A 25,803-nucleotide genomic window follows, 5' to 3' on the forward strand; every position below is an offset into this window, starting at 1 on the left:
ACCAGTGGCCGAAGCTGCTCCTCTGCCCCATCGAATGGGGCGTGCTCGAGAATGGCGTGCAGTACGGTGCCCGGCTCGGCGCCTGCCGGAAAGGTCCGGAAGTCGCTCGCGTCGGGCATCAACAGCGGCACCGGAGCGCCATCTGTCACGTCATCGCGGTCTCGCGCCACCTGCTCGCTGGCCTCCGCTCGCAGCGCCGCGTACGCACCGGCGGTGAGGGAGGTAAAGCTGGCAATGGAGAATGTGGACAGCCGCTCGCGAATGGACGGAACACCCGGCAGCACACGGGCCATGGCAGCAGTCGACGGTGTCTCGCCCGGCTGCGTAAACGGAGCCACTGGTTGCCATGCGTCCACCTGCTCGATGGTCATGAGCGACGGATGTTCCGCCACGAGTGACTGCAACATGGGCAACCATCCCGCGGGATCCTGTACCAGCGCGTCGGCGACCGCCGTGGCGCCGCCGGTTCGTGCCGTCGCCGTATCATCGAACAGCAGCCAGGAAAGCGCCGAGTGCTCAGAGCCGTTTGGCGCCCGCCCAATCGGCCCCCATGCCACATAGGTGCGAAACCGTGCCCGCGTGAGAGCGACATAGGCCAGGCGACTGTCTTCGGCCAATCGTTCACGCTCCGCCTGTGCGGCCCTGATGTCACGCTGCACGGACCCGTGATCGAAGATCACGCGCTCGCCTTCGTGCACGAGCACAGGCTCCGTGTCCCCGATACGTCGCACTCCCCATAGCGTGGGACAATACACGATGTCGTACTCGAGTCCCTTGCTGCGATGCACCGTGACGATCTGTACGGCATCGTCATCGCTCTCGAGACGGAGCTCACGCACACCACGCGCCTCGGCTGGTTCGCGGCGGGCCGCATCGAGCCAGCGGAGCGTGCCATCGATACTCAGCGCGTCATTCTCCGCGGCAGCATGCAGCAGCTCCTGGGCATGACGCAGGTTCGTCAGTCGACGATCGCCATCAGCCTGCGCCAGGAACCGACGGACCACACCGCGGGCCTCGAAGAGATGCTCCAGTAGCTGCAGCGTCCCGTGCGTCACCCACCGCTCACGCAAGGCCGCAATCTCGCCCAGGATCTGATCCCATTCCCGTTCGCCAGCGGGCGTGGCGAGACGCAACAGGTCGTGGTGCGACATCCCCCACAGTGTGGTCGCAAGCGCCGCCCGGATACGAGGCATATCGCGCGGCGTGGCAATGGCCTCCAGCACACGCTGCAGCTCTTCCATCTCGCGCGACTGCATGACGTCGCCCAATCCCGAGACCACGGACGGCACGCCCGCGGCCGCCAGGAGCTGCACCATTTCCACGCCTTCGAATCCCTTGCGCACCAACACGGCGATGCGGCTGGGTTTCCAGCCATCGCGGACATGCTGGACGATGGATTGCGCGCACGCCTGCAGTACCAGGGCACGCGCCTGTACTGCGGGCGTGTACACCGGCTTGCCGTTGCGCTCCTCGGGGGGCACGAACAGCCATTGCAGCGCATGCGTCCCATCGAGCCTTGCATCCGGCGCTGGGTGCTGTCGCGCGATGGCCGGATGAAAAGCAATCTCCTCCTCGACGAACGGCGACGGGGAGCGGGAGAAGAGCGCGTTCACCGCCTGTACCATCGGCGGCGTGCTGCGGAAGTTGTAGTCGAGCGTGTAGCGCTGCGCGGCCTGCCGAGACGCCTCCAGGTAGGCGCGCACATCAGCGCCACGAAAGGCGTAGATGGCCTGCTTGGGGTCACCGATCAGGAACAGCGGCCGCCCGGTAAAGGCGATGCGAAAGACGTGGAACTGGTGGCTGTCGGTATCCTGAAACTCGTCGATCAGGGCAGCCTGGAACTGCTGCCGAATGGCGCGGGCGAGCAGCCCATCGGCACCCTGCGCGGCAAGCACCCGATGGAGCTGCTCCAGCAGATCGTCGAACCCGATGACGGCCCGTTCGCGTTTGAGCGCGCGCACCCGCGCATCGGCTGCCTGCAGGCAATCCGCGCGCACTGCCATCTCGAGCTCGCGGAGCGCTGTCTGCAGCACCGTGGCAGCCATGGCGATAGGCCAGTCGGCAATGGCATCGGCGGCAGTGCGGTTTTGCTTGCCGACCTTGTTGGCCTTGGCATACAGAGCTTCCACACACAGCGCATCGGCCAACGTTTGCGCAGCCGCGAGGTCCCCGCCTGCGGCCCGCGCGGCAAGCGCATCACACTCGTGCACGCCTTCGTCTGCCGCCAACAGCGCGCCCTTGTTCCACTTCACACCGGCAGCCGCCTGTCGCAGCGCATCCACCGACCATGACACGGTGAAGGCGCCGAGTGCGAGGTCCACCGCCACGCGTGCCGCAGCGACGGGGACGGCCGGCTCGATGGTCGCATCGGGCCAGCGCCGCCAGGTGCTGTAGTCGGTCAGAAAGCTCAGCGGCGTCCAGTTGCGATTCACCGCCCAAGCCGCAAGCGCATCGTCGACATAGAACGTGCGCCGCCACCAGTCATGCATGGCTTCTTCGATGAGCGCTGCCGGATCCTCCAGCAACTTCACGCCGAACGGCGCACCACTCTCCAGCGCGAACTCGTCCAGCACGCGCTTGCAGAAGCCATGAATGGTGAACACCGACAACGTGTCTAGCGCACCCAGTGCTTCCTGAGCCCGCTGCGACGCCCAGCGTTCGCGGCCGTCCGCCATGCGCCGCAGCATCTCGATTTGCGGACGGCTCTCGGAAAAGAGCGTGTTCGCCCACACATCATGCGCCAGTTGCAGCGTATGTCGAATGCGCGTAACCAGTTCCTCGGTGGCGGCGTTGGTGAACGTCACCACGAGGATATTGCCCAGGCCATCCACGATCGGTTGTCCCGACGCGTCGGTCTCCAGCAGCAACCGCACCACGCTCATCGCGATGTTGAACGTCTTGCCGGTGCCCGCACTGGCTTCGATCAACGAAAGGCCCGGCGGAAACGGCGATGCCTCCACGACAAACGGACGCTGGCCGGCGTGCGGAGTCTGGCTCACGAGGTGGTCTCCGGTTCCACCACTGCCATGGCCGCGTCCAACGGCTCCCAGAATGCCGTGACGAGTTCCACGAAGGCTTCGGCGTGTCCTTCAAACGGATCCCGACCTCTCCAAAGCAAGGCGACATAGGGATCGTCCATATCTCCCGCCGCGAAGTCACCGCCGGGGGCAAACGCCGCGCGTGCCGCTTCGAGCGGAGACTTGCTGGTGCCACGCGCGGCCCCCGCACCGGTCAGCGCCTTGCGATAGGCCGCAGCTGCGCCGAGGAAATAGGGTGCGGGTGAGAGCAGCATGCGACGATAGCCCTGCACCAGTACTTCGAGCAGTGCGTGGGCATTCGGTACATCACCGAACCGTTGGTCGTCATCCAGCGCCAGCACACGCGTCTCCCCAGCCACGCCCGCCGCGAGTCGTGCGAGATGCGCAATCCAGGCACGCACCAGATCGTGCGGTTTGAGCGTGGCCGCCCGTACGCGCCACTGTCCACCGGGCAGTTGATGATCGAGGCGGCCAACCAGCTGCCAATCGCTCCCCTGCACGTCGATGGTGAGCGGTTCGAGAAACGCCGGATGCCCCACCCGATCGAGCAACGGCGCTACATGCCGCGCCAGTCGCTCGTGCCACGCATGCCCCAGTGGACCGGGGGGCAGATCGCCCGACGCAATGAGCAATGCCGTCATCGCGTCCCGCGGCGTTTCCTGCAGCGCCCCGTGCAACAGTCGTTGCTGCAGACGCGTGCGCAGCAGGGCATCCACGGTGGACGGCTCATCGTCTTCCACCACCTCACGCGCAGCCCGTAGTGACAAGCTCAGGGCGCGTTCGGCGTGGAACTGCGATGGGTTCACCCACGCGGCCATCAAGTCGTCGAGGGTGATCATCAACCGCGCCCCGGCAGTAACCGGCTCGGCGGCCCGTGACGCCGTCAGAACGAATGGCTGTTCCACCTCACGCCGAGCGGAGTCGCCCACGCTGGCGGCCAGTGCGGCGTCAAAGCTGAAGAGCGGCGTGGACACGTCCGCCTGAGACGTGAAGTACGCACGACTGAACGGCTGCAGGCGATGCTCCACACGCAGCAACGGATGGCCACGATCGTCACCCGTGCGCGCCACCTGCTGGAAATACTGCAGCAACTCGGCCACCACGATGGACGGCGCGATCTCGGCATTGTTGGTCTGTGACCGACCCACGTATGACAGATGCAACCGCTGCTCGGCGCACAGCAGCGTATCGAGCACAAGTTGCCGGTCGTCGGCGCGCGGATCACGGTCACCCAGTTGCCGGACACTGCCGATCAGATCGAATGCCGGCCGGCGCTCACGCCGCGGATAGCTGCGGTCGTCGAGTCCAAGCATGGCGATGACACGATGGGGAATGGCTCGCATCGGCTTCATCGCGCAAATCGTCAGCCCACCCGTGAGGAAACCGGCTGCATGCTCGTCGTTTTGCAACGTGGCCATGAGCCAGTCGCGCACCACCTCGAACGCCACGGGTCCACTGCCCATATCCGTCGATTGCGAGAGCGCACGAACGGCGCGTCCTCCGACCGGTTGCTGCAGGGCATGAATGCTGGCCAGCACCTGCTCGTACGTCCCACGTTCCGCGTTGCCGTCGGGCTCCACAGCCCAGGTGAACACCTCCGTCAGGACAGTGGCCCATGTCGCGAGTGAGCGGTCCAACTGCAACTGCGCGACGTGCTGCTCGAGCTCATGCATCCATTGCACGAACACTCCCAACAGCTCCACATCGCCGACGAGATCACCCGCTACCGGCAGCACGCCATCCACCAGCGCATCGACCGGACCGGCCGCATAACCGGCCATCATGCGGTCGAGCCCGAGACGCCAACTGTTCTCGCCAAACGGCGGCAAGCCAAAGCGGGATGCACGATCATCGGCGTCCCAACCCCATCGTATCCCCGCGTCCTGCACCCACACGGCCACCTGCTCGACTTGTGCGGCGGTCAGACCCACACGGCGGCGCACCGCTGGCACGCCCAGCAGGCGCAGCACATCACTGGCCGTCACGCGCGACGTGACCAGCTGCAGCAGCAACTCGAATGCCTGCAGCGGCGCCGACTCACGCGCCAGGGCCCGGTCTGCCACGCGATGCGGAATGCGGGGACGCGACTCTGTTTCCGCACCGCCAAACACAGCCTCAGCCAGCGGCGCGTACAGCTCCACATCCGGCACCATCACGAGAATATCGTGGGGACGCAGCGATGGATCGCTCGCCATCGCATCGAGCAGTTGATCGCGCAGCACTTCCATCTCGCGAAGCGGTGCATGGCACACATGCACACTGAACGACCGGTCACTGCGATCTACGAGATAGGTGGGCTCGCCAGAACCAGGAGCGCGCAAGCCGCGTTGCACGTGATGCAGCAACGAGTCGTCGGCCGGCATAGACGCCCGTACGTGACGGGAGGGTGTAACTGGAGACGCATCCTGCTCCCGCAACAACGCTACGAGCTCCCGCGAGGCATGGCCAAACTGCGCGAAGAGCGGGTGTTCCCGCGCGGACTCGGCGCCCTGCACATCGTGCGGCACGAGCACATAGAAGTGCACCGGCACAAACCGCGACACGGCACGCAGCAGGCGAACAAACAGGGGCGGCAGTGTGGAGATGCCGAATACAGACAAGCGCGAGGGCAAGCCCGGTGGCGTGACGACTGCGCCTTCAAGCCGCTCGATCGTCTGCAAGAACCACCGTGCAAAGTGCATCGGCGGGTTCACCGCCCCACCCAGGTGCGACTGCACCAGGTGATGCCAGAGCGCTGCCTGCCAGGCCGCGTGCGGATTGTCGCCCGTGTCGTCCTGCGTCCGTTCGCCTCGCTCCCACGCCAGCAGCATCGCGGGCCGGTAGAGACGATACTCGTCGAAGCGTGCGCTGATGCGCCGTGCGAGTCCGTACCGCTTGGCGGGGTCGGCATCGACGAGAAACGCACGCAACGGATCGTAGACGGGGTTGGCCAGCAACGCGTCGTCGCCCAGCATGGCAAAGACCCGCCATCGCAGCGCTTCCTCCTCGAACAGCGGATCGATCGCTGACGCATCCGGTCCGGCCAGTTTCTCGGCCAGCGTGCGGCAGAACGCCGCCGGAAACGGCAAGCGCATCGACGCAGCACACCCACGCCGGCGCGCCAGTTGCTGACGGACCCAGCGCTCCATGCCAAGGCTTTGCACCACGACGAGGTCATCCTCGAAGGGCGACAGCGGTGCGGCCGTGAGCGTCGCGTCCAGCTCGGCAAGCAGGGCGTACGGCGAGTCGCCCGTGATCACCTGCAGCCCCGGCGACAAGACGTGGTCGCTCATCGATGGTTGCCGGCGTACACGCGCGTGGTTCAGCCGAGCGTGCGGTCGGCCGCGATCACGGCATTGAGCAGAACGTTCGCACCGTTCGTGATGTCGTCCGCCTTGGTGAACTCACGCGGCGAATGACTGATGCCGCCCACGCTGGGCACGAAGATCATCCCCATCGGGGCGATGTGCGCCACTTCCTGTGCATCATGGCCCGCACCGCTGGGCATGCGCTGATGCGTGAGCTGCAGCGACGTCGCACTGGCCTGCACGATGTCCATCACACGCGGATCGGACAACGCCGGCTGGCTGTTGGCATTGTACGCAAAGCTGAACTCCGTGCGGGTGGCCTCGCCGATCTCCTTGGCCATTTGACGGAAGCGCGCATCGAAGCGGTCCAGCTTGGCTCCGTCGATGTCCCGCAGATCGATGGTCATGACGACCTGCCCGGGGATCACGTTGGTGGTGTTCGGCGTGACATTCATGCGCCCGACGGTGGCGACCTGGCGTCCCGGCTCGCTGCGAATGGCCTCGTTCACCGCCACCGTGAATCGTGCGGCGGCCAGCATGGCATCCTGCCGCTGGTCCATAGGCGTGGTGCCGGCATGATTCGAGAAGCCCTTGATGGTGACCTCGAACCACCGGAGACCCACGATGCCTTCCACCACACCGATCTGGCGGCTGCCGCGTTCGAGCAACCCACCCTGCTCGATATGCAGTTCGATATAACACGCCACATCGCCCTTGCGCTTCACACTCTCGGCGATGCGATCCGGATCGCCGCCAATGATCTTGATGCCCTCGCGCAACGTCTTGCCGGAACGGGCCACTCGTGAAAGGTCTTCCGGCTTGAGCAGTCCGATGAATCCCTGACTGCCCACCGTGCCCCCCTCCTCGTTCTGCCACACCACCACGTCGAGTGGATGACGCAGGCGCACCCGCTGCTCGGCCAGTGACCGCGCTACTTCGATGGCACTGAACGATCCCACTGGGCCGTCGTAATTGCCGCCGTCCGTCACCGAGTCGATGTGCGACCCGATCATGATGGGCGCCATGCGGGCATCCGTGCCCGGCACGCGCGCAATGATGTTGCCCAAGGTGTCGAGCCGCGGCGTGAGTCCGGCCTGGTGGAAGAGATCGAGGGCGAAGCGGCGTCCCTTCAGGTCCGCATCACTGTACGCCACGCGGTTGATGCCACCGGCCGTGCGCCCGATGCGATCGAACTGCGCCAGCGCACCATTCAGGCGCTCGGCGTTCACACGGAGCGGAGCAGACTGCCCCATCACCACGCGGGAGAGCCCGGTGCCCATGGCCGGAACCGCAGCCAGTGCGGCGGCCTGTTGCAGGAAGGTGCGACGAAGCATGAATGGCGTCTGGTAGCGGTCAGACCTGCGTGAGGATCAACGGTTCACCGTTGCGGATCATGATGGTGTGCTCTTCATGCACCGCGAGTGTGCCGTTGTGGGTGCGATACGTCCACCCGTCACGGTCTTCCACCACGCGGGCCACCCGTCCGCTGATCATGGGCTCCACAGCAATCACGAGGCCTTCGTGCAGGATCATGTCGGCCGAGGGGTCGTCCCAGTTTGGCACGGACGGCTCTTCATGCAGCTTGCGCCCGATGCCGTGCCCGGCCAGCTCCTTGAATACCCGGCCGCCATGACTGCGTACGGTACGCTCGATGGCGGCGCCCACATCGCGCACCCGCTTACCGGGGCGTGCGGCGGTCAACCCCGCTTCCAGTGCCAGCCGCGCCGTGCCCACCAGTTGTTTGGCGCCACGTGGCGCGGTCCCGACAATCACGGTCCGCGCGCTGTCGGCCATGAACCCGTCCAGTTCGAGCGTCACGTCGAGCGTGACCACGTCGCCATCCCGCAACGCGCGTGGCCCCGGCACGCCATGCACGATCTCGTCGTTCACACTGATACAGGTGAACCCGGGAAAGTCGTAGGTGAGTTGCGGCGCCGACCGCGCTCCTTCGGCGCCGGCGCACTGCGCTGCGATCCGGTCGAGGTCAGCCGTGGTGACACCAGGCCGCACAGCCTGCGTCATCGTGTCGAGCGTTCTGGCCACGAGCCTGCCCACGCGCTGCATGGCGTCGAGTTCGGAGGCGTGTTGGATGGTCATACAGCAACGCTAGCACGCAGCGCCGCTCTTGGCGCGGGGGTTGGGGCGAACGGTGTCACGGTCGAGATCCACCGATGGCCTTCCGAGGCGAAATGGCGCACTTTGCAGCAGCCACCCGCTGTTGCAACCCTGTCGACGCCCGATGACCGCGCCCGCGACCGATCACCTGAACGACACTGACGCCGCCGACATGTCGGCGCCCGCCGCACCGGCCGACTCCGATCTCGGCTTCGGTCGGGTCGTGGCCCAGCAAACCCGGGGACGATTCCTTTCGAAGGATGGACGCGCCACGGCCCGCAAGTTCGGCCTGGGCGGGCAGCGCACCGAGCATCTGTACCTGCAGGCGCTGAATGTGCCCTGGGGCACGTTCCTGCTGTGGACGGTGGGCGCCGTGCTGCTCATGAACGGCGTCTTCGCGCTGGGCTACGGCTCTCTGGGCAGCGGTGCCATCGCCGGTGCCGGCACGTTGGGTCTCGAAGACCCGTTCATGCGGGCGTTCGTGTACAGCGTGGGCGCTTTCACCACCACGGGCACGGACGGCCTGCATGCCATGGGCAGCACGGCGCACCTGCTCACCATCACGCAGTCGTTGCTGGGACCGCTCACCGGCATGATCATCGCCGGTCTCGTCATCGCCCGGCTCACGCGCCCACGGGCCCGCCTGCGCTTCAGTGAATCGGCCGTCATCGCGCCGTACGAAGGTGGCCGCGGGTTCATGTTCCGGTTCGTGAACGAACTGCCCAGTGAGCTCACCGACGTGTCGGTGTCAGTGAACCTGTTCTGGTACGAGGACATCGACGGCAAGCGTGAGCGCAACTTCCATGTGCTCAGCCTCGAGCGGGAGCACGTGGCCTTCTTCCCGTTGCACTGGACCGTCGTGCACCCCATCACGGCCGACAGCCCGATGCGTGGTGTGACACCGGAACGACTCTGCAGCGGCGAAACCGAAATTCTGGTGCTGATCTCGGCCCACGAAGAGACCTTCTCCACCCGCATCTCGGCGCGGGCGTCGTATCGCTGGGATGAAGTGAGCTGGGATGCCAAGTTCGCCAACATCTTCACCACGGCCGGTGATGATGTGCTGGCCATCGACGTCGACCGTCTCAGCCGCTTCGATCGTCTGCCGGAAGGCGCCACGCGTATTCCCGCGCCCTCGGAAGGCGCACCGATCAGCACCTGAAAAACAGACCTGCAGACACCACGCTGGCGTGACGCTATCGCGCGCCGGCGTGGGCCACGACGTGTGTGCTCGCGTCGGCCTGCTCCCCGCGCAGCGCGTCGAAGTCGAGCTCACGCTCGAGCTCCCGCAAGACCTCGTCGGAGATGGCGCCTTCATTGCGCAGGCGCACCAGCAGGCGCCGCTCCGCTTCCCGCATGCGTGTCCGCACACCGTGACGGGCATGGGCCGCGCCGGGATCGCGATGATGTTCCTTCCGCTCGCGCAGTTCGTTGCGCAGCCATGTCACGTCGGCTTCACTGAGTGAACCCTCGCGCGCCGCATCTTCCAGCTCTTCGGCGGCGCGGCGCAGTGCCTCCAGTCGCGCAAAGCGCTCCTCTTCGTGCTGACGCGTTTCGGGCGCGAAATTGAACCGCCGGATGATCGGAGCCAGCGAGCACCCCTGCACCACCAGCGTGACGAGGATGACGACCATCGTCACGTAAAGCAGCTGCTCACGGAACGGGAAAGCACTGCCGTTGTCGAGCGTGAGCGGCAGTGCCAGTGCGGTGGCCAGTGAGACAATGCCACGCATGCTGGTCCACGATACCAGCACCACCGAGCGCAGTGGCGGCGCCGGATCGCGTTTGGCCAATGAACGATCGAGCCAACGCGGCAGGTATGTGGCAATCGGCACCCATAGCAGGCGCACCAGAATCACCACCACCGAGATGACCAGCCCGGGCATGAGCAGCGTGGGCAGTTCACCGGCTTCGCTGGTGCGCAGCAGCATCGCGAATTGCATGCCGAGCAAGACGAAGATCATTGCGTTCAGCACGAACACCAGCACGTCCCACACGGCGTTCGACTGCAGACGGGACTTGGGGCCGATCGCCGTGGAGAGATGCTGCCGCGTGTACAGCCCGCCGGCGACGCAGGCCAGCACGGCCGACACATGCAGCGTCTCTGCCGCCATCCAGGCCGCGTACGGCGCGGCGAGAATGAGCAGCGTCTCGGCCAGTTCATCGCGGGTCTTCCGCGCACCACGAATGATGAGCCAACCCACCAGCAGGCCAATCAGCGTCCCGATACCCGCGTCCACGAAGAAACGCACAATGGACTCACCGAAGCTGAACACCCCGGTCACCGCGGCCACGACGGCGGAGCGATAGAGCACCAGCGCCGAAGCATCGTTCACCAGGCTTTCGCCCTCGAGAATCACGATCACCCGACGCGGTACCGGAAGGCGCGACACCACCGCCGCGGCAGCCACGGCATCGGGTGGTGATACGATCGCTCCAAGGGCGACCGCCACGGCCCACGGCATCCCCGGAAACAGCGCGCGCGCCACGATCGCCACCCCAACGGTGGTGACCACCACCAACCCGATAGCCAGCAGGGCAATGGGGCGCCGATTGGCCTTGAACTCGCGCAGAGACGTGAAGTACGCCGCCGCCCAGAGAATGGGTGGCAGGAACACGAAGAAGACGAGGTCCGGCTCCAGCTCGGGCACCGTGACGCTGGGGATGAACCCCAGCGCAAGACCGGCCAGCACTTGCAGCACCGGTGGTGGCACCGGCAACCGGCGTCCGAATGCGGTGAGGGCAACCACCAACGCCGCGAAGGCGATGCCGATTAGAATGGGAGAGTGCGAGTTCACGCGAGGGGCGCCGGAGTGGAGGTGCGATCTCTGCCCGAATCTGTCGACCCGTGCGGACATTTGCACTCCGTCCGACGCTCGTGTCTTTCCTCAGCCACGCCATCATGTCCGCGCTCTTTTCGCCGATCACGCTCCGCAGCCTCACCCTGCGCAATCGCGTCGGGGTCTCGCCGATGTGCCAGTACTCTTCCACCGACGGCATGGCCACCGACTGGCATCTCGTGCACCTGGGCGCGTTTGCCACCGGCGGCGCCGGACTGGTGATCAGTGAGGCGACGGCCGTGGTGCCCGAAGGGCGCATCTCACCGCAGGACCTCGGCATCTGGTCGGACGAGCATGTGCCCATGCTGCGCCGCATCACTGATTTCATTCACGACCAGGGCAGCGTGGCCGGTATCCAGTTGGCACATGCCGGTCGCAAGGCCAGTACGCGCCGTCCGTGGTCGGGGCATGGCGCAGCGCCCCTGTCCGAAGGTGGCTGGGAAAATGTGATGGCGCCCAGCGCGGTCGCGTTCGCACCGGACTATCCGCAGCCGCACGCGCTCACGCTCGACGGGATCGCGCAGGTGGTGGAAGCGTTCACGGCGGCAGCCCGACGTGCTCTGCAGGCGGGCTTCAAGGTGGCCGAGGTGCACGCGGCGCACGGTTATCTCATGCACCAGTTCCTGTCGCCGCTGGCCAACCAGCGCACCGACCAATACGGCGGCTCATTCGAAAACCGCATCCGGCTCACCTGCGAAGTGTCCGCCGCCGTACGCGCCGTGTGGCCCGACGACCTGCCGGTGATCGTGCGCATTTCGGCCACCGACTGGGCCGAGGGCGGCTGGGATGTCGAAGAGTCAGTGCAACTCGCCGCACGTCTCAAGACGCTGGGCGTCGACCTGATCGACGTGTCGTCGGGCGGGCTGGCGGCACACCAGCAGATCACGGTGGGGCCGGGTTACCAGGTGCCGTTTGCGCGCCGCGTCCGCCACGAGGGAGACATTCCCACGGCGGCCGTGGGTCTTATCACCGAAGCACAGCAGGCCGAGGCCATCATCGCCAACGGTGACGCCGACATGGTACTGCTGGCGCGTGAAGTGCTGCGTAATCCGCACTGGCCGCTGCTGGCGGCACACGAGTTGGGTGATGCCGGTTCGTGGCCGTCGCAGTACCTGCGCGCACGGCCACGATAGACGACATCAGCGAAGGCGAGGGGCAGCGCGATCAGCCAGTGACGCGCTTGCCCGTGATCGGCGTGGGTTCGGCGTTGATCTGCAGACCCACGATCTCGCGCGCCAGCGAACCTTCGAGCTGATCGCCATTCGCGCGCACGGTCCAGGTCTGGATGGCTTCGCGCACCATCGACTCACCGTTCATGTTGAGGCGCGCTTCGGAGCGCTGTACAAACGACGCACCGGCTGCCGTCGTGCGTCCGGGAATGGTCACCGGCTTGTTGAGCGGCTGCTCGTCGGAACGCTTGGTGACCTCGACCGTGGCGAGCAGGGAGTCACCGGAGGCCACCACGGTCATCAGACCGGTGGCGCGAATGGGCGAGGGCACGCCGTTTTCAACGCGTCGACCAATCTCCCATTCGACGGTCCACTTGCCGACGATGGGGGAAGCGGACTGGGCACCAAGAGGTGCCGCGACAAGAAGCAGTGCCGTGAGGGGGGCGAACATCCGAGGCATGGAGAAATTCCTTCAAGTGAGTGACCCGACCGAAACCACTGGTTGCGTCGGGTCAGTCACGGATTGCCCCCCGGAGGGTTTCCCTCGCCTTGCACCGCTACAAAACGCGTACACCTCAACGAGGCTACGCTTTCACGCCGCCCAGTGCGCACACATGCGCCCACTCGTCAGGCGTGACGGGCACCACGGACAGCCGACTCACACGCAGCAGGGCCATCTCGGCCAGCGCCGGATCGGCCTTGATCTGCGGCAACGTCACCGGCGTCTTGAATGCCGCGACCGCCTTCACATCGACCATGAACCAGGTGGGCGTTTCCGGGTCGGACTTCTCGTCGTAGTACTCGTGCGACGGGTCGAACGCCGTATGGTCGGGATATCCCTCGCGCACCACTTCGCACACACCGGCAATCGCCGAAGGCTCGGCGTTGGAGTGGTAGTAGAAGCAGCGGTCGCCGGTCTTCATGCCATCCCGCAGGAAGTTGCGCGCACCCGAGTTGCGGATGCTGTCCCAGCAAGTCGTGCGGTCCGGCGCCGCCATCAGGTCGTCGAACGAGAACACATCGGGTTCGGACTTGATGAGCCAGTACCGACGTTCACCCTTGGCGCGGGGCGCAAACACCGACGCCCACGCCCCCTGCTCGTAAGGCGCGGACTGCGGCGCCTTCTTGGCCGGTGCCTTCTTCGCGGCCGGCTGCTTCGCTGCCGCTTTCTTTGCAGCGACCTTGCCGGCCGCGGCCTTTTTGGCCGGCATCGTCAGTTCATGCAGCAGCTGGAGGCACCGCACCCCATGGTAGGCATGCCGCGTCCCGATGGGGCGCAGGTATCACCACTCGCGCCATTGGTGAAGGTCACCAGACCGCCGGAGAGGACACGACGCACCGGTCGTCCCGATTCGGGATGAGCCGTAAGGGGCGCTTCCGACATGGACTGACGCACTTCGAAACGCTCAGGCGTTTCACCCTGCGTCTCGGGGAGTGTTTCATAGACGTAGATGGGCATGCCTGAAAGATACGCGATACATTCGCGTCATGCGCCCCCTTCCTCCGCGCGTTCCCGCGCCCGCCCGCTTCACCGTCCCTGCACTGCTTGCGGCCCTGACCGCGACCGCTGCGTCGCTCCATGCCCAGTCGCCCAGCCTGGTGACGACGGCTGACCGGATCTTTGCCGCGTGGAACACCACGCACACGCCCGGTTGTGCCGTGGGTGTGGCGCGCGGTGGCGTCACGCTGCTCGAACGTGGCTACGGCATGGCTGATCTGGCTGGCGAGCGACCCATCACACCGGCCACGATTCTGGAATCGGGCTCGGTGGCCAAGCAATTCACGGCAGCGGCAGTGATGCTGCTCGTGGCAGACGGGAAGCTCGCGCTGGAGGATGACGCGCGGAAATACCTGCCCGAGTTGCCGCTGTACGGTAAGCCCATCACCGTGCGCAATCTGCTCACGCACACCAGCGGGCTGCGCGAGTGGAGCAACCTGATGGCGTGGCAGGGCTGGCCGCGCGGCACCCGCGTGCACACGCAGCCCTACGTGTACAGCGTCATCACCGCACAGAAGGCACTCAACTACCCGGTGGGCGAGCACTACTCGTACACCAACTCCGGCTTCCTCCTGCTGCGCACGCTGGTCGAGCGCGTCAGCGGACAGACGTTCAGCGAGTTCAGCAAGGCGCGCATCTTCACGCCGCTGGGACTCACCCACACGCAGTGGCGTGACGACTTCACGCGCATCGTGCCCGGGCTCGCACAGGCGTACGCACGCGATGGCGCCGGATTCAGCATTGACATGCCCACCGACAACATCATCGCGGCGGGTGGACTGCTCACGACCGTGGGCGACTGGCTCCGCTGGAACAACGCCCTTACCAAGAAGACCCTTGGCGCCGGGGTGGTCGATTCACTCACTCGGCAGATGCGTCTCAACAACGGCCTCGAGATCGCCTACGCGCTCGGGCTGACGGTGGGTCAGTATCGTGGCACCCGCGAGGTGGCCCACTCGGGCTCCACGGCGGGCTATTCCACGTACCTCGCGCGCTTCCCGGAACTCGGCGATCTCTCCATCGCCGTGCTGTGCAACGTGGCCGGTGCCAACCCCACCGGATTCACGCGCCAACTGGTGGACGCACTGCACCCAGAGCTGCCGCGCGGTGCAGCCCCTGACACGGTGACCACTGACCAGAATGCCCTTCGCGCCTGGCGTGGTTTGTACGAAGACGGCCGCTGGCACGCCGTCACGGTGCTCGACACCGCCGGCGGCATGCTACGCCAGGGAAACAATGCCATCCGCGCTCTGCGCGACGGGACATGGATGATGGGCAACCAGCGCATCCGCCTGGCCATGGACAAGGACGGGCGCACCCGCACCATCCGCACCGTCACCAGCGACGGTGATTCCGTGGTGTATACGTGGCGCACCGAGACGAGCGCGAAGCCAACGCCCACCGAGCTGGCCGCGTATGCCGGTCGGTATCGCAGTGACGAAATCGGCACGACGTTCACGGTGGCCGTCGAAAATGGCGCGCTCACCGTGAGCCCACGGGCCGGTCTCAGCGACACCCTCTCTCCCACCTTCCGTGATGCCTTCGACGGCTCGTCCAATGCCGTCTGGTTCACCCGTGATGCGAAAGGCCGTGTGACCGCCATGCACTTCGGTGCGGCGCGTGTCTGGGATTTCGTGTCGACGCGCATCCCCTGATCGCTCCATGACCATGCCCTCCCCCGCAGTCCTCATCACCGGTGCAGCCACCGGTATCGGCGCGGCCTGCGCCACGGCCTTCGCCCGCGCCGGATGGCGTGTCGGTGTGTGCACGCTCCCCGACACCCGCGCCGAGGCCGACGCGGTGGTGGCCGAGTGCAAGGCAATCGGCCAGGACGCGCTGGTCGTCGAAGTCGATGTCACCGATGACGACTCCTGCCGCGCAGCGGCCACCAAGTTCGAAACGCACATGGGCCAGCTCGATGGCTTGGTGAATTGCGCGGGCACCACGCGATTCATTCCGCACGGCGACCTTGAAGCCCTGCCGTCCAGCGAGTTTGGTCGCACCAACAACGTCAACGTGCTTGGCACGTTTCAGATGATCCGCGCCTGCCGCGCGGGTCTCGAACGCAGCAGCCGTGGTGCGATCGTGAACTACTCGTCCATCGCCGGTATCTCCGGTGTGGGGTCGTCGGTGGCGTATGCGGCCAGCAAGGGTGCGGTGAGCACGCTCACCATTTCCATGGCCCGCGCCCTGGCACCGCACATCCGCGTGAACGCCATCGCGCCGGGCTACGTGGCCGGTGGATTGCCGAGCCGCGTGCTCGAGACTGAGGCACTGGCAGCGGTCGAGGCCAAGTATCTCGAAACGCAGCCACTCAAGCGCCTGCTCACGCCGGTCGAAGTCGCCGAACTCACGATCTTCCTGATTGCCGGCCCGCCGGGCATCACGGGTGAGATCATCCGCATGGACAACGGCCTGCACCTCAACGGTTGATGTCGGCCACCATCGGATTCATCGGCACGGGGCTCATTGGCGCCCCGATGGTGGAGCGGCTGCTTGAAAGCGGCCGCTCAGTGGTAGTATGGAACCGTTCGCCCGAGAAGCTGGCGCCACTGTTGGCGGCTGGCGCGACGGCCGCGGGCAGCATGCAGGAACTCGCGCAGCAGGTGGACATCGTCTGCACCTGTCTCACGGACACGGGCGCCGTGGAAGATGTGCTGTTCGCCGACAACGGGATTGCGCGCGTGATGCGCACCGGTCAGTTGTTGGTCGATCTCTCCAGCATCGCGCCGGATGCGACACAGCGCATGGCGGAGCGTCTCGCCGCGGAGTCGGGCGCCCGGTGGATCGACGCGCCGGTCTCTGGTGGCGTGCCGGCGGCCCGTGCGGGTCGACTCATCATCTTTGCCGGCGGTGATGCCGACGACATTGCCCGCGCGGCGCCAGTCTTCGATGCACTCTCGCAGCGTGTCACGCACATGGGCGGTAATGGCGCGGGGCAGCTCGCGAAGAGCTGCAATCAGCAGATCGTGGCGTGCAATCTCATGGTGATCGCGGAGATGCTGGCGTTCGCCGAGAAGTCGGGTGTGGATGCATCCAAGTTGCCGGCGGCACTCGCTGGCGGGTTTGCGGACTCGCTGCCGCTGCAGATCTTCGGCCCGCGCATGGCGGCCGGCATCGACACGCCGCGCCTCGGCGCAGTGGGGACCTTTCGCAAGGACATCGAGCAGGTGGGCCGCCTGGCGCACGAAGTGGGCGCCCTCATCCCGGTCACGCGCGCGGCAATCGAGCGGTACCGCGAGGCACTCGTCCATGCCGACATTGGCGCCGACGGGGATGCCTCGCGCCTGATTCGCCTGACGCGCGGCGTGTCGTGACGCGCCGCTTCCGTTCGGCCACGATCTACGAAGGCACGGTCCGCGCCACGACCCACGCGTTTCTCGAGGCGCTGGGTCAAAGCGCGGAGGAGATTCGTCGTCCGCACATCGGTGTGTTTCACACCGGTGGTGAGATGAGCCCGTGCAACATGAACCTGCGCGACCAGGCGCAGCATGCGAAGACGGGTATCTACGCCGGCGGCGGCATGCCGCACGAGTGTCCGGTGGTGTCGGTGTCGGATGGTCTGTCCATCGCCCACAGCGGCATGCGCTACTCGCTGGTGTCACGCGAACTGATTGCCGACAGCGTGGAAGCGAGCACCGAGGGGCACCAGTGGGACGGCATCTTTGCCATCGGTGGCTGCGACAAGAATCTGCCCGGCCTCATGATGGGCATGCTGCGCTGCAATGTGCCGTCGGTGTTCGTGCATGGTGGCGCGGCGCTGCCCGGTCATTGGCAGGGGCGCGATACCAATGTGGCCGAAACGTACGAGACCATCGGCAAGGTGTATGCGGGCGAAGCCACCACGGAGCAGCTCGAGGCCATCGCGCATGCGTGCCTGCCCACGGCCGGCTCGTGTGCCGGGCAGTTCACAGCCAACACCATGGGCATGGTATCGGAAGCCATCGGGCTCGCGCCGATCGGATCGAGCATGGTGCCGGCAGTGTTCAGTGAACGGGCGCCGTTGATGCGCCGTGCGGCCGCGTCCCTGATGCGTGCCGTGATGGCCGACGCGCCACGCCCACGCGACATCGTGACGCGTGAAGCGCTGGAGAATGCCTGCGCGGTGGTGTCGGCCACTGGTGGCTCCACCAATGCCGCCCTGCACATCCCGGCCATGGCACACGAAGCGGGGATCGTGTTCACGCTGGACGATTTGGCCGCGGTGTTTCGCCGCACACCGCTCATCGCCGACCTGCAGCCGGGCGGAAAGTACCTGGCGCGCGACCTGCACTACGCGGGCGGTGCTGGGGTGGTGTTGCGGGCGCTGCTGGAAGCGGGTGCGCTGCACGGCGATTGCATCACGTTCACGGGTCGTACGCTGGCCGAAGAACTCGAGCATGCAGCGCCGGTGGACGGTCGTGTGGTGCATGCCGTGGAGCAGGCCATCTCTCCAGATGGTGGGGTGACCGTCTTGCACGGCAACCTCTGCCCCGATGGCGCACTGCTCAAGACAGCCGGTCTGAGCACGCTGGTGCACCGAGGCCCGGCTCGCGTATTCGAAAGCGAAGAAGAGGCGCTGGTGTCGGTGCGCGACCGTCTGTATTCAGCCGGCGATGTACTGGTGATCCGCAACGAGGGGCCGCGTGGCGGCCCCGGCATGCGCGAAATGTTGGGCATCACCGCCCTGCTGTACGGTCAGGGCATGGGCGCGAAGGTGGCACTGCTCACCGACGGGCGTTTCAGTGGTGCCACGCGCGGGCTGTGCATCGGCCATGCCGGCCCCGAAGCGGCCGACGGTGGCCCAATTGCCGTGCTGCGTGACGGAGACATCATCGCCATCGATGCGCGGCCAGAGATGCGCAGCATTGTCGTGGAACTCAGTGATGCCGAGCTGATCGAGCGACTGGCCGCACTGCCGGCGCATCAGGTGCCGGCGCATGCACGTGGCGGACTGCTGCAGAAGTACGTGAAGCTGGTGGGACCCGCACATCGCGGCGCGACGACGCACAGTGGCTTGTAGCCGGCGCCGTTGAACAGCGGGGGGAACACAGATTACACAGATCCAAAGAAATAAGCGCACAGATACAGCAACATCTTGAATGTTGTTTTGTATCTGTGCGTTTGTTGTTCCCAATCTGCGTGATCTGTGTTCCCCCCGCTGTCCCCTAGCGTTCGCTCGTATCCCGCGGCGCCGCTGGCATGACGGGCAAACACATGGCATACACGTGGTAGCGCACTTCGCCGGCCGCGAGCGGACGTGCCTGACCGGCCTGCTCCTCGCCATCGGTCATCATCATCTCGGGCCCGTAGAAGTTGAACAGGCAGTCCGCATTGTCCTTGCGGAAGCGCAGTGACGCTTCGGTGGGCGCATCGCGTGGGTCGGGCGTGCGTACCCATCCTTCGGCGCGGATGCGTTCGAAGAAGAACACCGCTTCCGGCTGCACACCGCGGGTGCTGCCACCCGCCGCCGAGATCTTGCATCCCTGCACTCGCTTGCGCGTGCGCCAGTCATTCACGGTATCGGGTTCGATCACGGTCTTCATGTTCCGGTCCGTGCGCAGAAAGGCATCGGCCGCCACGCACAACGGCTGTGCCGCCGCCGTGCGCGCGGGGGGCTGCGACACGAGCAGGGGGCCAAGTGCGGGAATGAGCACCGCGGGGAGGAACAGGTTCGCGATCATGATGAAAACTGTCCAACACCCACCCAACCCGAAACCCCGCGCGCGTCGCCGCGTCACCCTGCGCCCACGGCGCGTCATCTGTCGCAGCCCTCGACACACCTCGGCACGCTTCCGAACTTGTGATCGTCACCCCCAATCACGAGCTGCCGCATGTCCGATCCCACCGCCCACGGCGTCGCATACGACGTCGCCTACCAGCAAGCCCTTACCGATCCCTCGGCGTTCTGGGCGGAAGCAGCATCGGCCCTGCACTGGGATCGGCCGTGGGATCGTGTGCTCGATGACCGGGCTGCGCCGCTCTATCGGTGGTTCGAAGGTGGCATGCTCAATACCTGTTTCAACGCCATCGACCGCCATGTGATCGCGGGTCGTGGTGCCCAGGCGGCCGTGATCTACGATAGCCCGGTCACGGCCACGAAGCGCGTCATCACCTACGCCGAGCTGCAGGACGAAGTGGCGCGCTGCGCTGGTGCCTTGCGCGCGCTGGGGGTGGAACGCGGCGATCGTGTGATCATCTACATGCCGATGACCCCTGAAACACTCATCGGCATGTACGCCTGCGCCCGCATCGGCGCCGTGCATTCGGTGGTATTCGGCGGGTTCGCCCCCAACGAGCTCGCCGTGCGCATCGATGACGCCGAACCCAAGGTGATCCTCACCGCGAGCTGCGGCATCGAGGTGCAGCGCATCGTGCCGTACAAGCCGCTGCTCGACCAGGCGCTGGCCATTGCCACGCACCAGCCCGACCATTGCATCGTCCTGCAGCGCGAGGTGCACCCCTGCGAACTGACCGCGGGTCGTGATCACGACTGGCATGTCACGGTTGGTGCGGCCGATGCGGTACCATGCGTGTCCGTTGCCGCCACCGATCCGCTGTACATCCTCTACACATCAGGCACCACCGGAAAGCCCAAAGGTGTGGTGCGTGATCACGGCGGACATGCGGTCGCGCTGCACTGGTCCATCCGCCATGTGTTTGGCATGTCGCCCGGTGAGGTGTTCTGGGCCGCCTCCGACTTCGGCTGGGCAGTGGGCCATTCGTACATCGTGTACGCACCGCTGCTCGCCGGCTGCACCACCGTGGTGCATGAAGGTAAACCCGTGGGCACGCCCGACGCCGGGGAATTCTGGCGCGTGATCCAGGAGCACAACGTCCGCGTGCTCTTCACCGCCCCCACGGCGTTTCGCGCCATCAAGCGCGACGATCCCGACGGCACGCACCACACGCGCTACGACACCTCCTGCCTGCGCACCCTGTTTCTCGCCGGCGAACGTCTCGATCCCGACACGTATCACTGGGCACGCGCGCTGTTGCAAACGCCCGTTGTCGACAACTGGTGGCAGACCGAGACCGGGTGGCCTGTGGCGGCCAACTGCATGGGCCTCACCGTGTTTCCAGTGAAGCCCGGATCACCCACCAAGCCCGTGCCGGGCTACGTCGTGGAAATCCTCGACGACGACGGCCACGCGTTGCCGCCCAACCGCGAGGGCGCGGTCACCATCCGTCTCCCGCTGCCGCCGGGCACGCTGCCCACTCTGTGGCGTGACGACGCGCGCTACATCGACACGTACCTCACACGCTATCCCGGCTACTACCTCACCGGCGACGGCGGCTACATCGACGAAGATGGCTACCTGTTCATCATGGGGCGCGTCGATGACATCATCATCGTGGCCGGCCACAACCTCTCGTCGGGCGCGATGGAACAGGCGCTGGCTGGTCACCCAGATGTCGCAGAGTGTGCCGTGATCGGAGTGCGCGACGCGCTCAAGACCCAGTTGCCGGTCGGCCTGGTCGTGCTGAAAAGTGGCGTCGCACGTGAGCAGGCGACCGTTACGGCCGAGCTTGTTCAGCGGGTGCGTGACCAGGTCGGCCCGGTCGCCAACTTCCGCATGGTGGCCATCGTGCCACGTCTTCCCAAGACGCGATCAGGCAAGGTGTTGCGCAAGACCATGCGCGCCATCGCCGACGGCGATCCGTGGACCACACCGGCCACTATCGACGATCCGGCCATTCTTGGCGAAATTACCCAGGTTCTGCAGACGCTGGGCCTCGCCAGAAATCCGGGGGTGCCGATCGGCGGCTGATCCCTCTGAATGCCCAGATGCAAAGTCGGCCACCAGAAAAGCTCCTACCCGCGCTGCTGAGCTGGATCGCTCCACCAGCAGGCTCGCCGGTGGAGATATGGCGCCGCCGCATCTTCTCGGCGCTCCTATTGGGCGTCGTGGCCCTGGGCATGGTGGCGTACATCCCCGGTACGCTGTTCGCCGTGCGCTTTGGCGACTACGACGTGGTGGTACTCGACACGGTCGTCTATGGCCTGGTGATCGTCGCGCTGCTCGCGCGTCGCTGGTCGTTCAAGGTGCGGGCCGGTATGCTGGCACTGCTCCCCGCCGTCCTTGGTGCGTACTTCGTGCTGATGTACGGCCTGAATGCCGCAGGACCGGTGTGGCTGCTGACTTTCCCGATTTTCTGCGCCACGCTCATCAGCCGACGGTCGGCCATCGTGGCCACGGGCTTCGTCGCCCTGGTGTACGTCGTGTGTGCCGCAGCGATATCTCGCGGCCTGTTGCCGTGGGCGCTGGGGCAGCCAGACGCCTTTGGCATGGTGGTGGTGAGCGGCGGCAGCAGTGTGCTGCTCGCGGCGGCGCTTTCCCTGGCCATCACCGCCATCTTTGATGGTCTCGCGCACGAGGCCATTGCCCGCGCTGCCGCTGAGGAATCCGCGGTACGCTTTGCACGCGCGGTGAACCAGAGTGATGGCCTGGTGCTGCTCCTCAATGTGGACGGCTCGATCGCCAACGCCAACGCGGCCGCGCACAAGTTGCTGGCCTCCGAGACCGTGCCATGGGATGAATCTCCGTGGACGCAGGTGCGGCAGGGCGAACCCTGGGCCGGGACCTGCGACTGGCCGCTGAAGGATGGGTCGGTCCTCCGACTCTCCGGCATGATCTCCCTGGTGCGCGACGACCACGGTGATGTCACGCAGTATCTGGCCACGCTGCGCGACGTGGGCCGTGAACGTTTCCTGGAGACGCGTCTCGAACAGGGACAGCGACTGGCCGCCATTGGTACGCTGGCCGGCGGCATCGCGCACGATTTCAACAACCTGCTGCACCCCATTCTCAGCAACACCGAAGCCGCGCGCGCGCAGATCGACGATCACAGCGAGGCGGCCACCTATCTCGACGACATCCGCCAGTCTGCGGAACGGGCGCGCACACTGGTACGCCGCATCCTCAGCTACACGCGCGCCGAAGCGGCCGAACGCAAGTCGATTGACCTGGGTGAGCTGCTCACCGAAACCGACCGATTGTTGCGCGCCACACTGCCACAGTCGGTGCACCTGCACTGTGTGAGCGAGCCGGGTGTGATCGTGCGTGCGGAGGCCGGCGAGATTCAGCAGATCCTGCTCAACCTCGCCACCAACGCGGCGCATGCGATGCCCAATGGCGGCACCCTGCGCGTTTCTGCCAGAGGCGCCCCGGTGCGCGATGACGCCGTGCTCACGAGCGCGTTCCGTGGGCAGCGGTTTGTGGCGTGCCTGCAAGTACAGGACACCGGCGCCGGCATGGATGAAGACACCATCCTGCGTGCCTTCGAGCCGTTCTTCACCACCAAATCCTTGGGCCGCGGCACGGGGCTTGGACTGGCCATGGTGCACTCCACCGTCACCGCGCTGGGCGGCGTGATCGTGCCGACATCCCGACCGGGTTTGGGCACGACCATGCTGATCTATCTTCCGCTCGCTGCGGCGTCAGCGCCCGAACCCGCCCGCGTCGAAAAGCCCGCCCGGGTGCCGAGCGCGCACCGCATGCTGGTCGTTGACGATGAAGCCACCGTGCTGATGGCCACCCGACGCCAGCTCGAACGGCTCGGCTGGCATGTCACGGCGCTCACGGATCCCGCAGAAGCGGCCAGCCTGCTCGCCGAACCCGGCGTGCACTTCGATTGCCTGATGACCGATCTCGCGATGCCTGGCATGTCCGGAGTGCAACTGGCCGGCGTAGCCGAACAATTGCATCCGGACATGCCCGTCATTCTCACCACGGGCTACCTCGATCACGAACTGCAACCCGATGATCGCTATCGCATCGTGGCGGTGCTACCCAAGCCGTTCACCAGCAGCGAACTGACCGACGCACTTCGCGAAGCGTTCTAGTTACGAGGCGTTCGGCGTCAGCGGCGCCGACCACCACCACGCGGGCTCACGACGATCGGTACACCCACGTACCCGGTATAGAACGGACGGTATCCCAGCGTGCCGAAGCCGCCGTAGCCGTATCCCCACGGCCCGTAGGCACCAAACATCCACGGGTCGAAGTACGGATAGTTGGAGTACCGCGAGCGCCCACCGCGCTCATCCTGCTGCACATCGAGTGGTGCAACCGCCACCGATGCGTTGCCCTGAATGTCCTTGCAGTTGCGCTTGTCCTTCTCGGCCTTCGCCACAAGCTTGTCGTTCACCCACAGCGCGATGTCTTCCTTCGACTTCGACGTGAACGACACCTGCTCGTGTGCGGCGAGCGTGATGCGGGTCTTGTCGGTGGCCTTCTCCACGGCCAGCTCCACGTTGACTTCGCGATCGCCATCGTTGCGCACGACGAACTCGTCGTCGCAGAGATAGCCGAAGGTGAGCCTGGTGATGTCAGCAACCGGGCTGCGAGTGACGTCGGCAATCTGCGCGCGTGCAGGTGTGGCAACAGCGACCATCAACGCTGCAGCAATCGCATTCACGACCGCCGCGCGATATCCGGATATCTGCATGACTCCTCCCTTCCGGCGTGCAGTGCATGCACAGCGGATCTTGATGTTGCCGGACCGCGTCGTGCCCCTCGCAACGATCGCGTCCGTGCAATGAAGACACCGAAGACGTGATGCTCCCTACGGTGTGCGGTCCGGCCAGACGTTGGCTGCCGGCGGACACAAAAGTGTCCGCCGTGGGGGTCGACCCGTGGCTGATCCGTGTCGGGCTGGGGGTGCCTTGCAGGGCAGCCGGAAGTGCCTCCTGTAGGTGGGATGGGCCGTGTTAGATTTGGTCGGCTGTTCCCACCCTTTGCGAGGACTCCGTTGATGTCCCGTCGGCCCATTGTGCCACTGCTGTTGCTGTCCATCGGTGCGTGCACCGTGCAGCGTACCGCCCCGACCCCGTCCCAAAGCCTCGCGATGCAGCGTCAGGCTCCGATCGTTTCGGAGTCCGGACGTCACACGAGAGGTCCGTCTGCCATGGACGATCACATGGCACACATGAACGCGGCCGATCTCGCCGCGCCACAGATCAACGCGGTGACCACGCCGCAGGACCTGAGCCTGCCTGCGTCGGCCAACGCGGCCGCGGAACGGGTCAAGAATTCTCCGCGTCACGCCGAATGGGTGAAGATCCCCATGGCCGGCACCCCCGACACGCTGATGGCGTGGGTGGTGTATCCGTTCGCCAAGGACAGCCGCCAGAAGGCCTCGGTGGTGGTCGTGGTGCACGAAATCTTCGGCCTGTCCACATGGGTGCGCGGTGTGGCGGACCAGGTCGCGGCCGATGGCTTCATCGCCATTGCCCCTGACTTCCTGTCACGCGCCCGTGGTGGTCCGAGCTCGGTGGAGCTCAACGCCGACACGGCCCGTCGCATCATTGCCGGCGTGAACACGACCGAGCGCAACCAGATTATCAGCGCGGCAGCCAACTACGCCATGATGCTGCCGAGTGCGCAGCAGAAGTACGCGGTGATTGGTTACTGCTGGGGCGGACAGACGGTCTTCGCGCACGCCGTGAACGGCGGCGTGAAGGGCTTCTCGGGTGGTGTGGCGTTCTACGGCGCGCCGTATACCAAGGGCGGCACGCCGGCGACCGCCACGACGGCTGCCGTGCCGGCGTCGGTGGACACGGATTCGCTCAAGAAGATTTCGAAGCCGGTGATGCTGCTCAACGGCAGCAAGGATGCGCGCATCGGTGCGCTGATGCCGGCGCTCGAGGAAGCGATGAAGGGCAAGAATTACGAGCAGAAGAACTACGAGGGCGCCGTGCACGGCTTCCTGCGTGCGCAGGCCGATCCCAAGGCCACACGCGATGAAGCCGAAGAAGCGGCCAACATGGCCGCGACGAAGGACGGCTGGCCGCGCACGATTGCGTTCCTGCGCAAGAATCTCAAGTAGACAACGGGCCAAGAGAATCGCGGCGCTTCTCCGTCGGAGAAGCGC

At 65.9% G+C, this 25,803-nt stretch carries 19 protein-coding genes; 9 read left to right on the top strand and 10 right to left on the bottom strand.

The window, feature by feature from the left end:
• From VGE27_RS12780 to map, 4 genes are all read right to left on the bottom strand, one after another.
• Positions 1-2,999 (bottom strand): UvrD-helicase domain-containing protein (locus tag VGE27_RS12780; RefSeq protein WP_331050050.1); only part of this gene is annotated, 2,999 nt, incomplete at its 3' end.
• Positions 2,996-6,310 (bottom strand): exodeoxyribonuclease V subunit gamma, encoded by a 3,315-nt coding sequence (locus VGE27_RS12785; RefSeq protein ID WP_331050051.1) that lies wholly within the window; start codon positions 6,308-6,310, stop codon positions 2,996-2,998. The genes VGE27_RS12780 and VGE27_RS12785, both read right to left, overlap by 4 nt.
• 29 nt (positions 6,311-6,339) lie before the next feature.
• Positions 6,340-7,659, bottom strand: coding sequence for a Zn-dependent hydrolase (locus VGE27_RS12790; protein ID WP_331050052.1), 1,320 nt, complete (start codon positions 7,657-7,659; stop codon positions 6,340-6,342).
• 19 nt (positions 7,660-7,678) lie between these two features.
• Complete coding sequence (gene map, locus VGE27_RS12795) at positions 7,679-8,422, bottom strand: type I methionyl aminopeptidase (protein WP_331050053.1); 744 nt, start codon at positions 8,420-8,422, stop codon at positions 7,679-7,681.
• A 142-nt stretch (positions 8,423-8,564) separates the two neighbouring features.
• On the opposite strand from map, the gene VGE27_RS12800 reads away from it, so the two are divergent.
• Positions 8,565-9,602, top strand: a complete 1,038-nt coding sequence (locus tag VGE27_RS12800) for a hypothetical protein (RefSeq protein WP_331050054.1) — start codon at positions 8,565-8,567, stop codon at positions 9,600-9,602.
• A 34-nt stretch (positions 9,603-9,636) separates the two neighbouring features.
• Here VGE27_RS12800 and VGE27_RS12805 read toward each other — a convergent pair whose 3' ends face one another.
• Entirely contained in the window at positions 9,637-11,238 is a 1,602-nt protein-coding gene (locus VGE27_RS12805; protein ID WP_331050055.1) for a Na+/H+ antiporter, read from the bottom strand.
• Positions 11,239-11,342: 104 nt separating this feature from the next.
• On the opposite strand from VGE27_RS12805, the gene VGE27_RS12810 reads away from it, so the two are divergent.
• Positions 11,343-12,413 carry an NADH:flavin oxidoreductase/NADH oxidase gene (locus VGE27_RS12810; RefSeq protein WP_331050056.1) on the top strand — a complete coding sequence of 357 codons (1,071 nt, stop codon included), beginning with the start codon at positions 11,343-11,345 and terminating at the stop codon, positions 12,411-12,413.
• Positions 12,414-12,444: 31 nt separating this feature from the next.
• On the opposite strand, the gene VGE27_RS12815 is transcribed toward VGE27_RS12810, so the two are convergent.
• The 3 genes from VGE27_RS12815 to VGE27_RS12825 form a co-directional block, all read right to left on the bottom strand.
• Positions 12,445-12,909 (bottom strand): hypothetical protein, encoded by a 465-nt coding sequence (locus VGE27_RS12815; protein ID WP_331050057.1) that lies wholly within the window; start codon positions 12,907-12,909, stop codon positions 12,445-12,447.
• A 124-nt stretch (positions 12,910-13,033) separates the two neighbouring features.
• Complete coding sequence (locus tag VGE27_RS12820) at positions 13,034-13,528, bottom strand: EVE domain-containing protein (RefSeq protein ID WP_345788018.1); 495 nt, start codon at positions 13,526-13,528, stop codon at positions 13,034-13,036.
• Positions 13,529-13,662: 134 nt separating this feature from the next.
• Positions 13,663-13,908: a hypothetical protein gene (locus VGE27_RS12825; RefSeq protein WP_331050059.1), complete on the bottom strand. Its 246-nt coding sequence runs from the start codon at positions 13,906-13,908 to the stop codon at positions 13,663-13,665.
• Positions 13,909-13,937: 29 nt separating this feature from the next.
• Here VGE27_RS12825 and VGE27_RS12830 point away from each other — a divergent pair, with 29 nt between their 5' ends.
• Genes VGE27_RS12830 through ilvD form a run of 4 tightly spaced genes read left to right on the top strand, consistent with a single transcriptional unit; the run spans position 13,938 to position 18,949 of the window.
• Positions 13,938-15,602, top strand: coding sequence for a serine hydrolase (locus VGE27_RS12830; protein WP_331050060.1), 1,665 nt, complete (start codon positions 13,938-13,940; stop codon positions 15,600-15,602).
• Between the two features lie 7 nt (positions 15,603-15,609).
• Entirely contained in the window at positions 15,610-16,380 is a 771-nt protein-coding gene (locus VGE27_RS12835) for an SDR family oxidoreductase (protein WP_331050061.1), read from the top strand.
• Positions 16,380-17,264 carry an NAD(P)-dependent oxidoreductase gene (locus VGE27_RS12840; protein WP_331050062.1) on the top strand — a complete coding sequence of 295 codons (885 nt, stop codon included), beginning with the start codon at positions 16,380-16,382 and terminating at the stop codon, positions 17,262-17,264. Before VGE27_RS12835 ends, VGE27_RS12840 begins: the two co-directional genes overlap by 1 nt.
• Positions 17,261-18,949 carry a dihydroxy-acid dehydratase gene (gene ilvD / locus VGE27_RS12845; protein WP_331050063.1) on the top strand — a complete coding sequence of 563 codons (1,689 nt, stop codon included), beginning with the start codon at positions 17,261-17,263 and terminating at the stop codon, positions 18,947-18,949. Before VGE27_RS12840 ends, ilvD begins: the two co-directional genes overlap by 4 nt.
• Positions 18,950-19,094: 145 nt before the next feature.
• Here the strand turns inward: ilvD and VGE27_RS12850 are convergent, their stop codons facing one another.
• A complete protein-coding gene (locus tag VGE27_RS12850; RefSeq protein WP_331050064.1) occupies positions 19,095-19,610 on the bottom strand; it encodes a hypothetical protein in 516 nt (171 codons plus the stop codon).
• Between the two features lie 150 nt (positions 19,611-19,760).
• Between VGE27_RS12850 and VGE27_RS12855 the strand changes: the two genes are divergently transcribed.
• Both VGE27_RS12855 and VGE27_RS12860 read left to right on the top strand, forming a co-directional pair.
• The gene (locus VGE27_RS12855; RefSeq protein ID WP_331050065.1) at positions 19,761-21,698 is read left to right on the top strand and encodes a propionyl-CoA synthetase; all 1,938 of its coding nucleotides are present in this window, start codon (positions 19,761-19,763) and stop codon (positions 21,696-21,698) included.
• 89 nt (positions 21,699-21,787) lie between these two features.
• Positions 21,788-23,773, top strand: coding sequence for an ATP-binding protein (locus VGE27_RS12860; protein WP_331050066.1), 1,986 nt, complete (start codon positions 21,788-21,790; stop codon positions 23,771-23,773).
• Positions 23,774-23,790: 17 nt separating this feature from the next.
• Here VGE27_RS12860 and VGE27_RS12865 read toward each other — a convergent pair whose 3' ends face one another.
• Positions 23,791-24,378, bottom strand: coding sequence for a hypothetical protein (locus VGE27_RS12865; protein WP_331050067.1), 588 nt, complete (start codon positions 24,376-24,378; stop codon positions 23,791-23,793).
• Positions 24,379-24,684: 306 nt separating this feature from the next.
• Here VGE27_RS12865 and VGE27_RS12870 point away from each other — a divergent pair, with 306 nt between their 5' ends.
• Complete coding sequence (locus tag VGE27_RS12870) at positions 24,685-25,758, top strand: dienelactone hydrolase family protein (protein ID WP_331050068.1); 1,074 nt, start codon at positions 24,685-24,687, stop codon at positions 25,756-25,758.
• Positions 25,759-25,803 lie beyond the last annotated feature (45 nt).

It is taken from the genome of Gemmatimonas sp., from assembly GCF_036405635.1.
Lineage (GTDB): Bacteria > Gemmatimonadota > Gemmatimonadetes > Gemmatimonadales > Gemmatimonadaceae > Gemmatimonas.

What these genes read in the sequence shown, in the direction of transcription:
- VGE27_RS12830 (WP_331050060.1), top strand. Translation starts at nt 13,938, where the DNA reads ATGCGCCCCCTTCCTCCGCGCGTTCCCGCGCCCGCCCGCTTCACCGTC.
- VGE27_RS12800 (WP_331050054.1), top strand. Translation starts at nt 8,565, where the DNA reads ATGACCGCGCCCGCGACCGATCACCTGAACGACACTGACGCCGCCGAC.
- VGE27_RS12855 (WP_331050065.1), top strand. Translation starts at nt 19,761, where the DNA reads ATGTCCGATCCCACCGCCCACGGCGTCGCATACGACGTCGCCTACCAG.
- VGE27_RS12825 (WP_331050059.1), bottom strand. Translation starts at nt 13,908, where the DNA reads ATGCCCATCTACGTCTATGAAACACTCCCCGAGACGCAGGGTGAAACG.
- VGE27_RS12850 (WP_331050064.1), bottom strand. Translation starts at nt 19,610, where the DNA reads ATGATCGCGAACCTGTTCCTCCCCGCGGTGCTCATTCCCGCACTTGGC.
- VGE27_RS12870 (WP_331050068.1), top strand. Translation starts at nt 24,685, where the DNA reads ATGTCCCGTCGGCCCATTGTGCCACTGCTGTTGCTGTCCATCGGTGCG.
- VGE27_RS12865 (WP_331050067.1), bottom strand. Translation starts at nt 24,378, where the DNA reads ATGCAGATATCCGGATATCGCGCGGCGGTCGTGAATGCGATTGCTGCA.
- VGE27_RS12835 (WP_331050061.1), top strand. Translation starts at nt 15,610, where the DNA reads ATGACCATGCCCTCCCCCGCAGTCCTCATCACCGGTGCAGCCACCGGT.
- map (WP_331050053.1), bottom strand. Translation starts at nt 8,422, where the DNA reads ATGACCATCCAACACGCCTCCGAACTCGACGCCATGCAGCGCGTGGGC.
- VGE27_RS12785 (WP_331050051.1), bottom strand. Translation starts at nt 6,310, where the DNA reads ATGAGCGACCACGTCTTGTCGCCGGGGCTGCAGGTGATCACGGGCGAC.
- VGE27_RS12815 (WP_331050057.1), bottom strand. Translation starts at nt 12,909, where the DNA reads ATGCCTCGGATGTTCGCCCCCCTCACGGCACTGCTTCTTGTCGCGGCA.
- VGE27_RS12840 (WP_331050062.1), top strand. Translation starts at nt 16,380, where the DNA reads ATGTCGGCCACCATCGGATTCATCGGCACGGGGCTCATTGGCGCCCCG.
- VGE27_RS12810 (WP_331050056.1), top strand. Translation starts at nt 11,343, where the DNA reads ATGTCCGCGCTCTTTTCGCCGATCACGCTCCGCAGCCTCACCCTGCGC.
- VGE27_RS12790 (WP_331050052.1), bottom strand. Translation starts at nt 7,659, where the DNA reads ATGCTTCGTCGCACCTTCCTGCAACAGGCCGCCGCACTGGCTGCGGTT.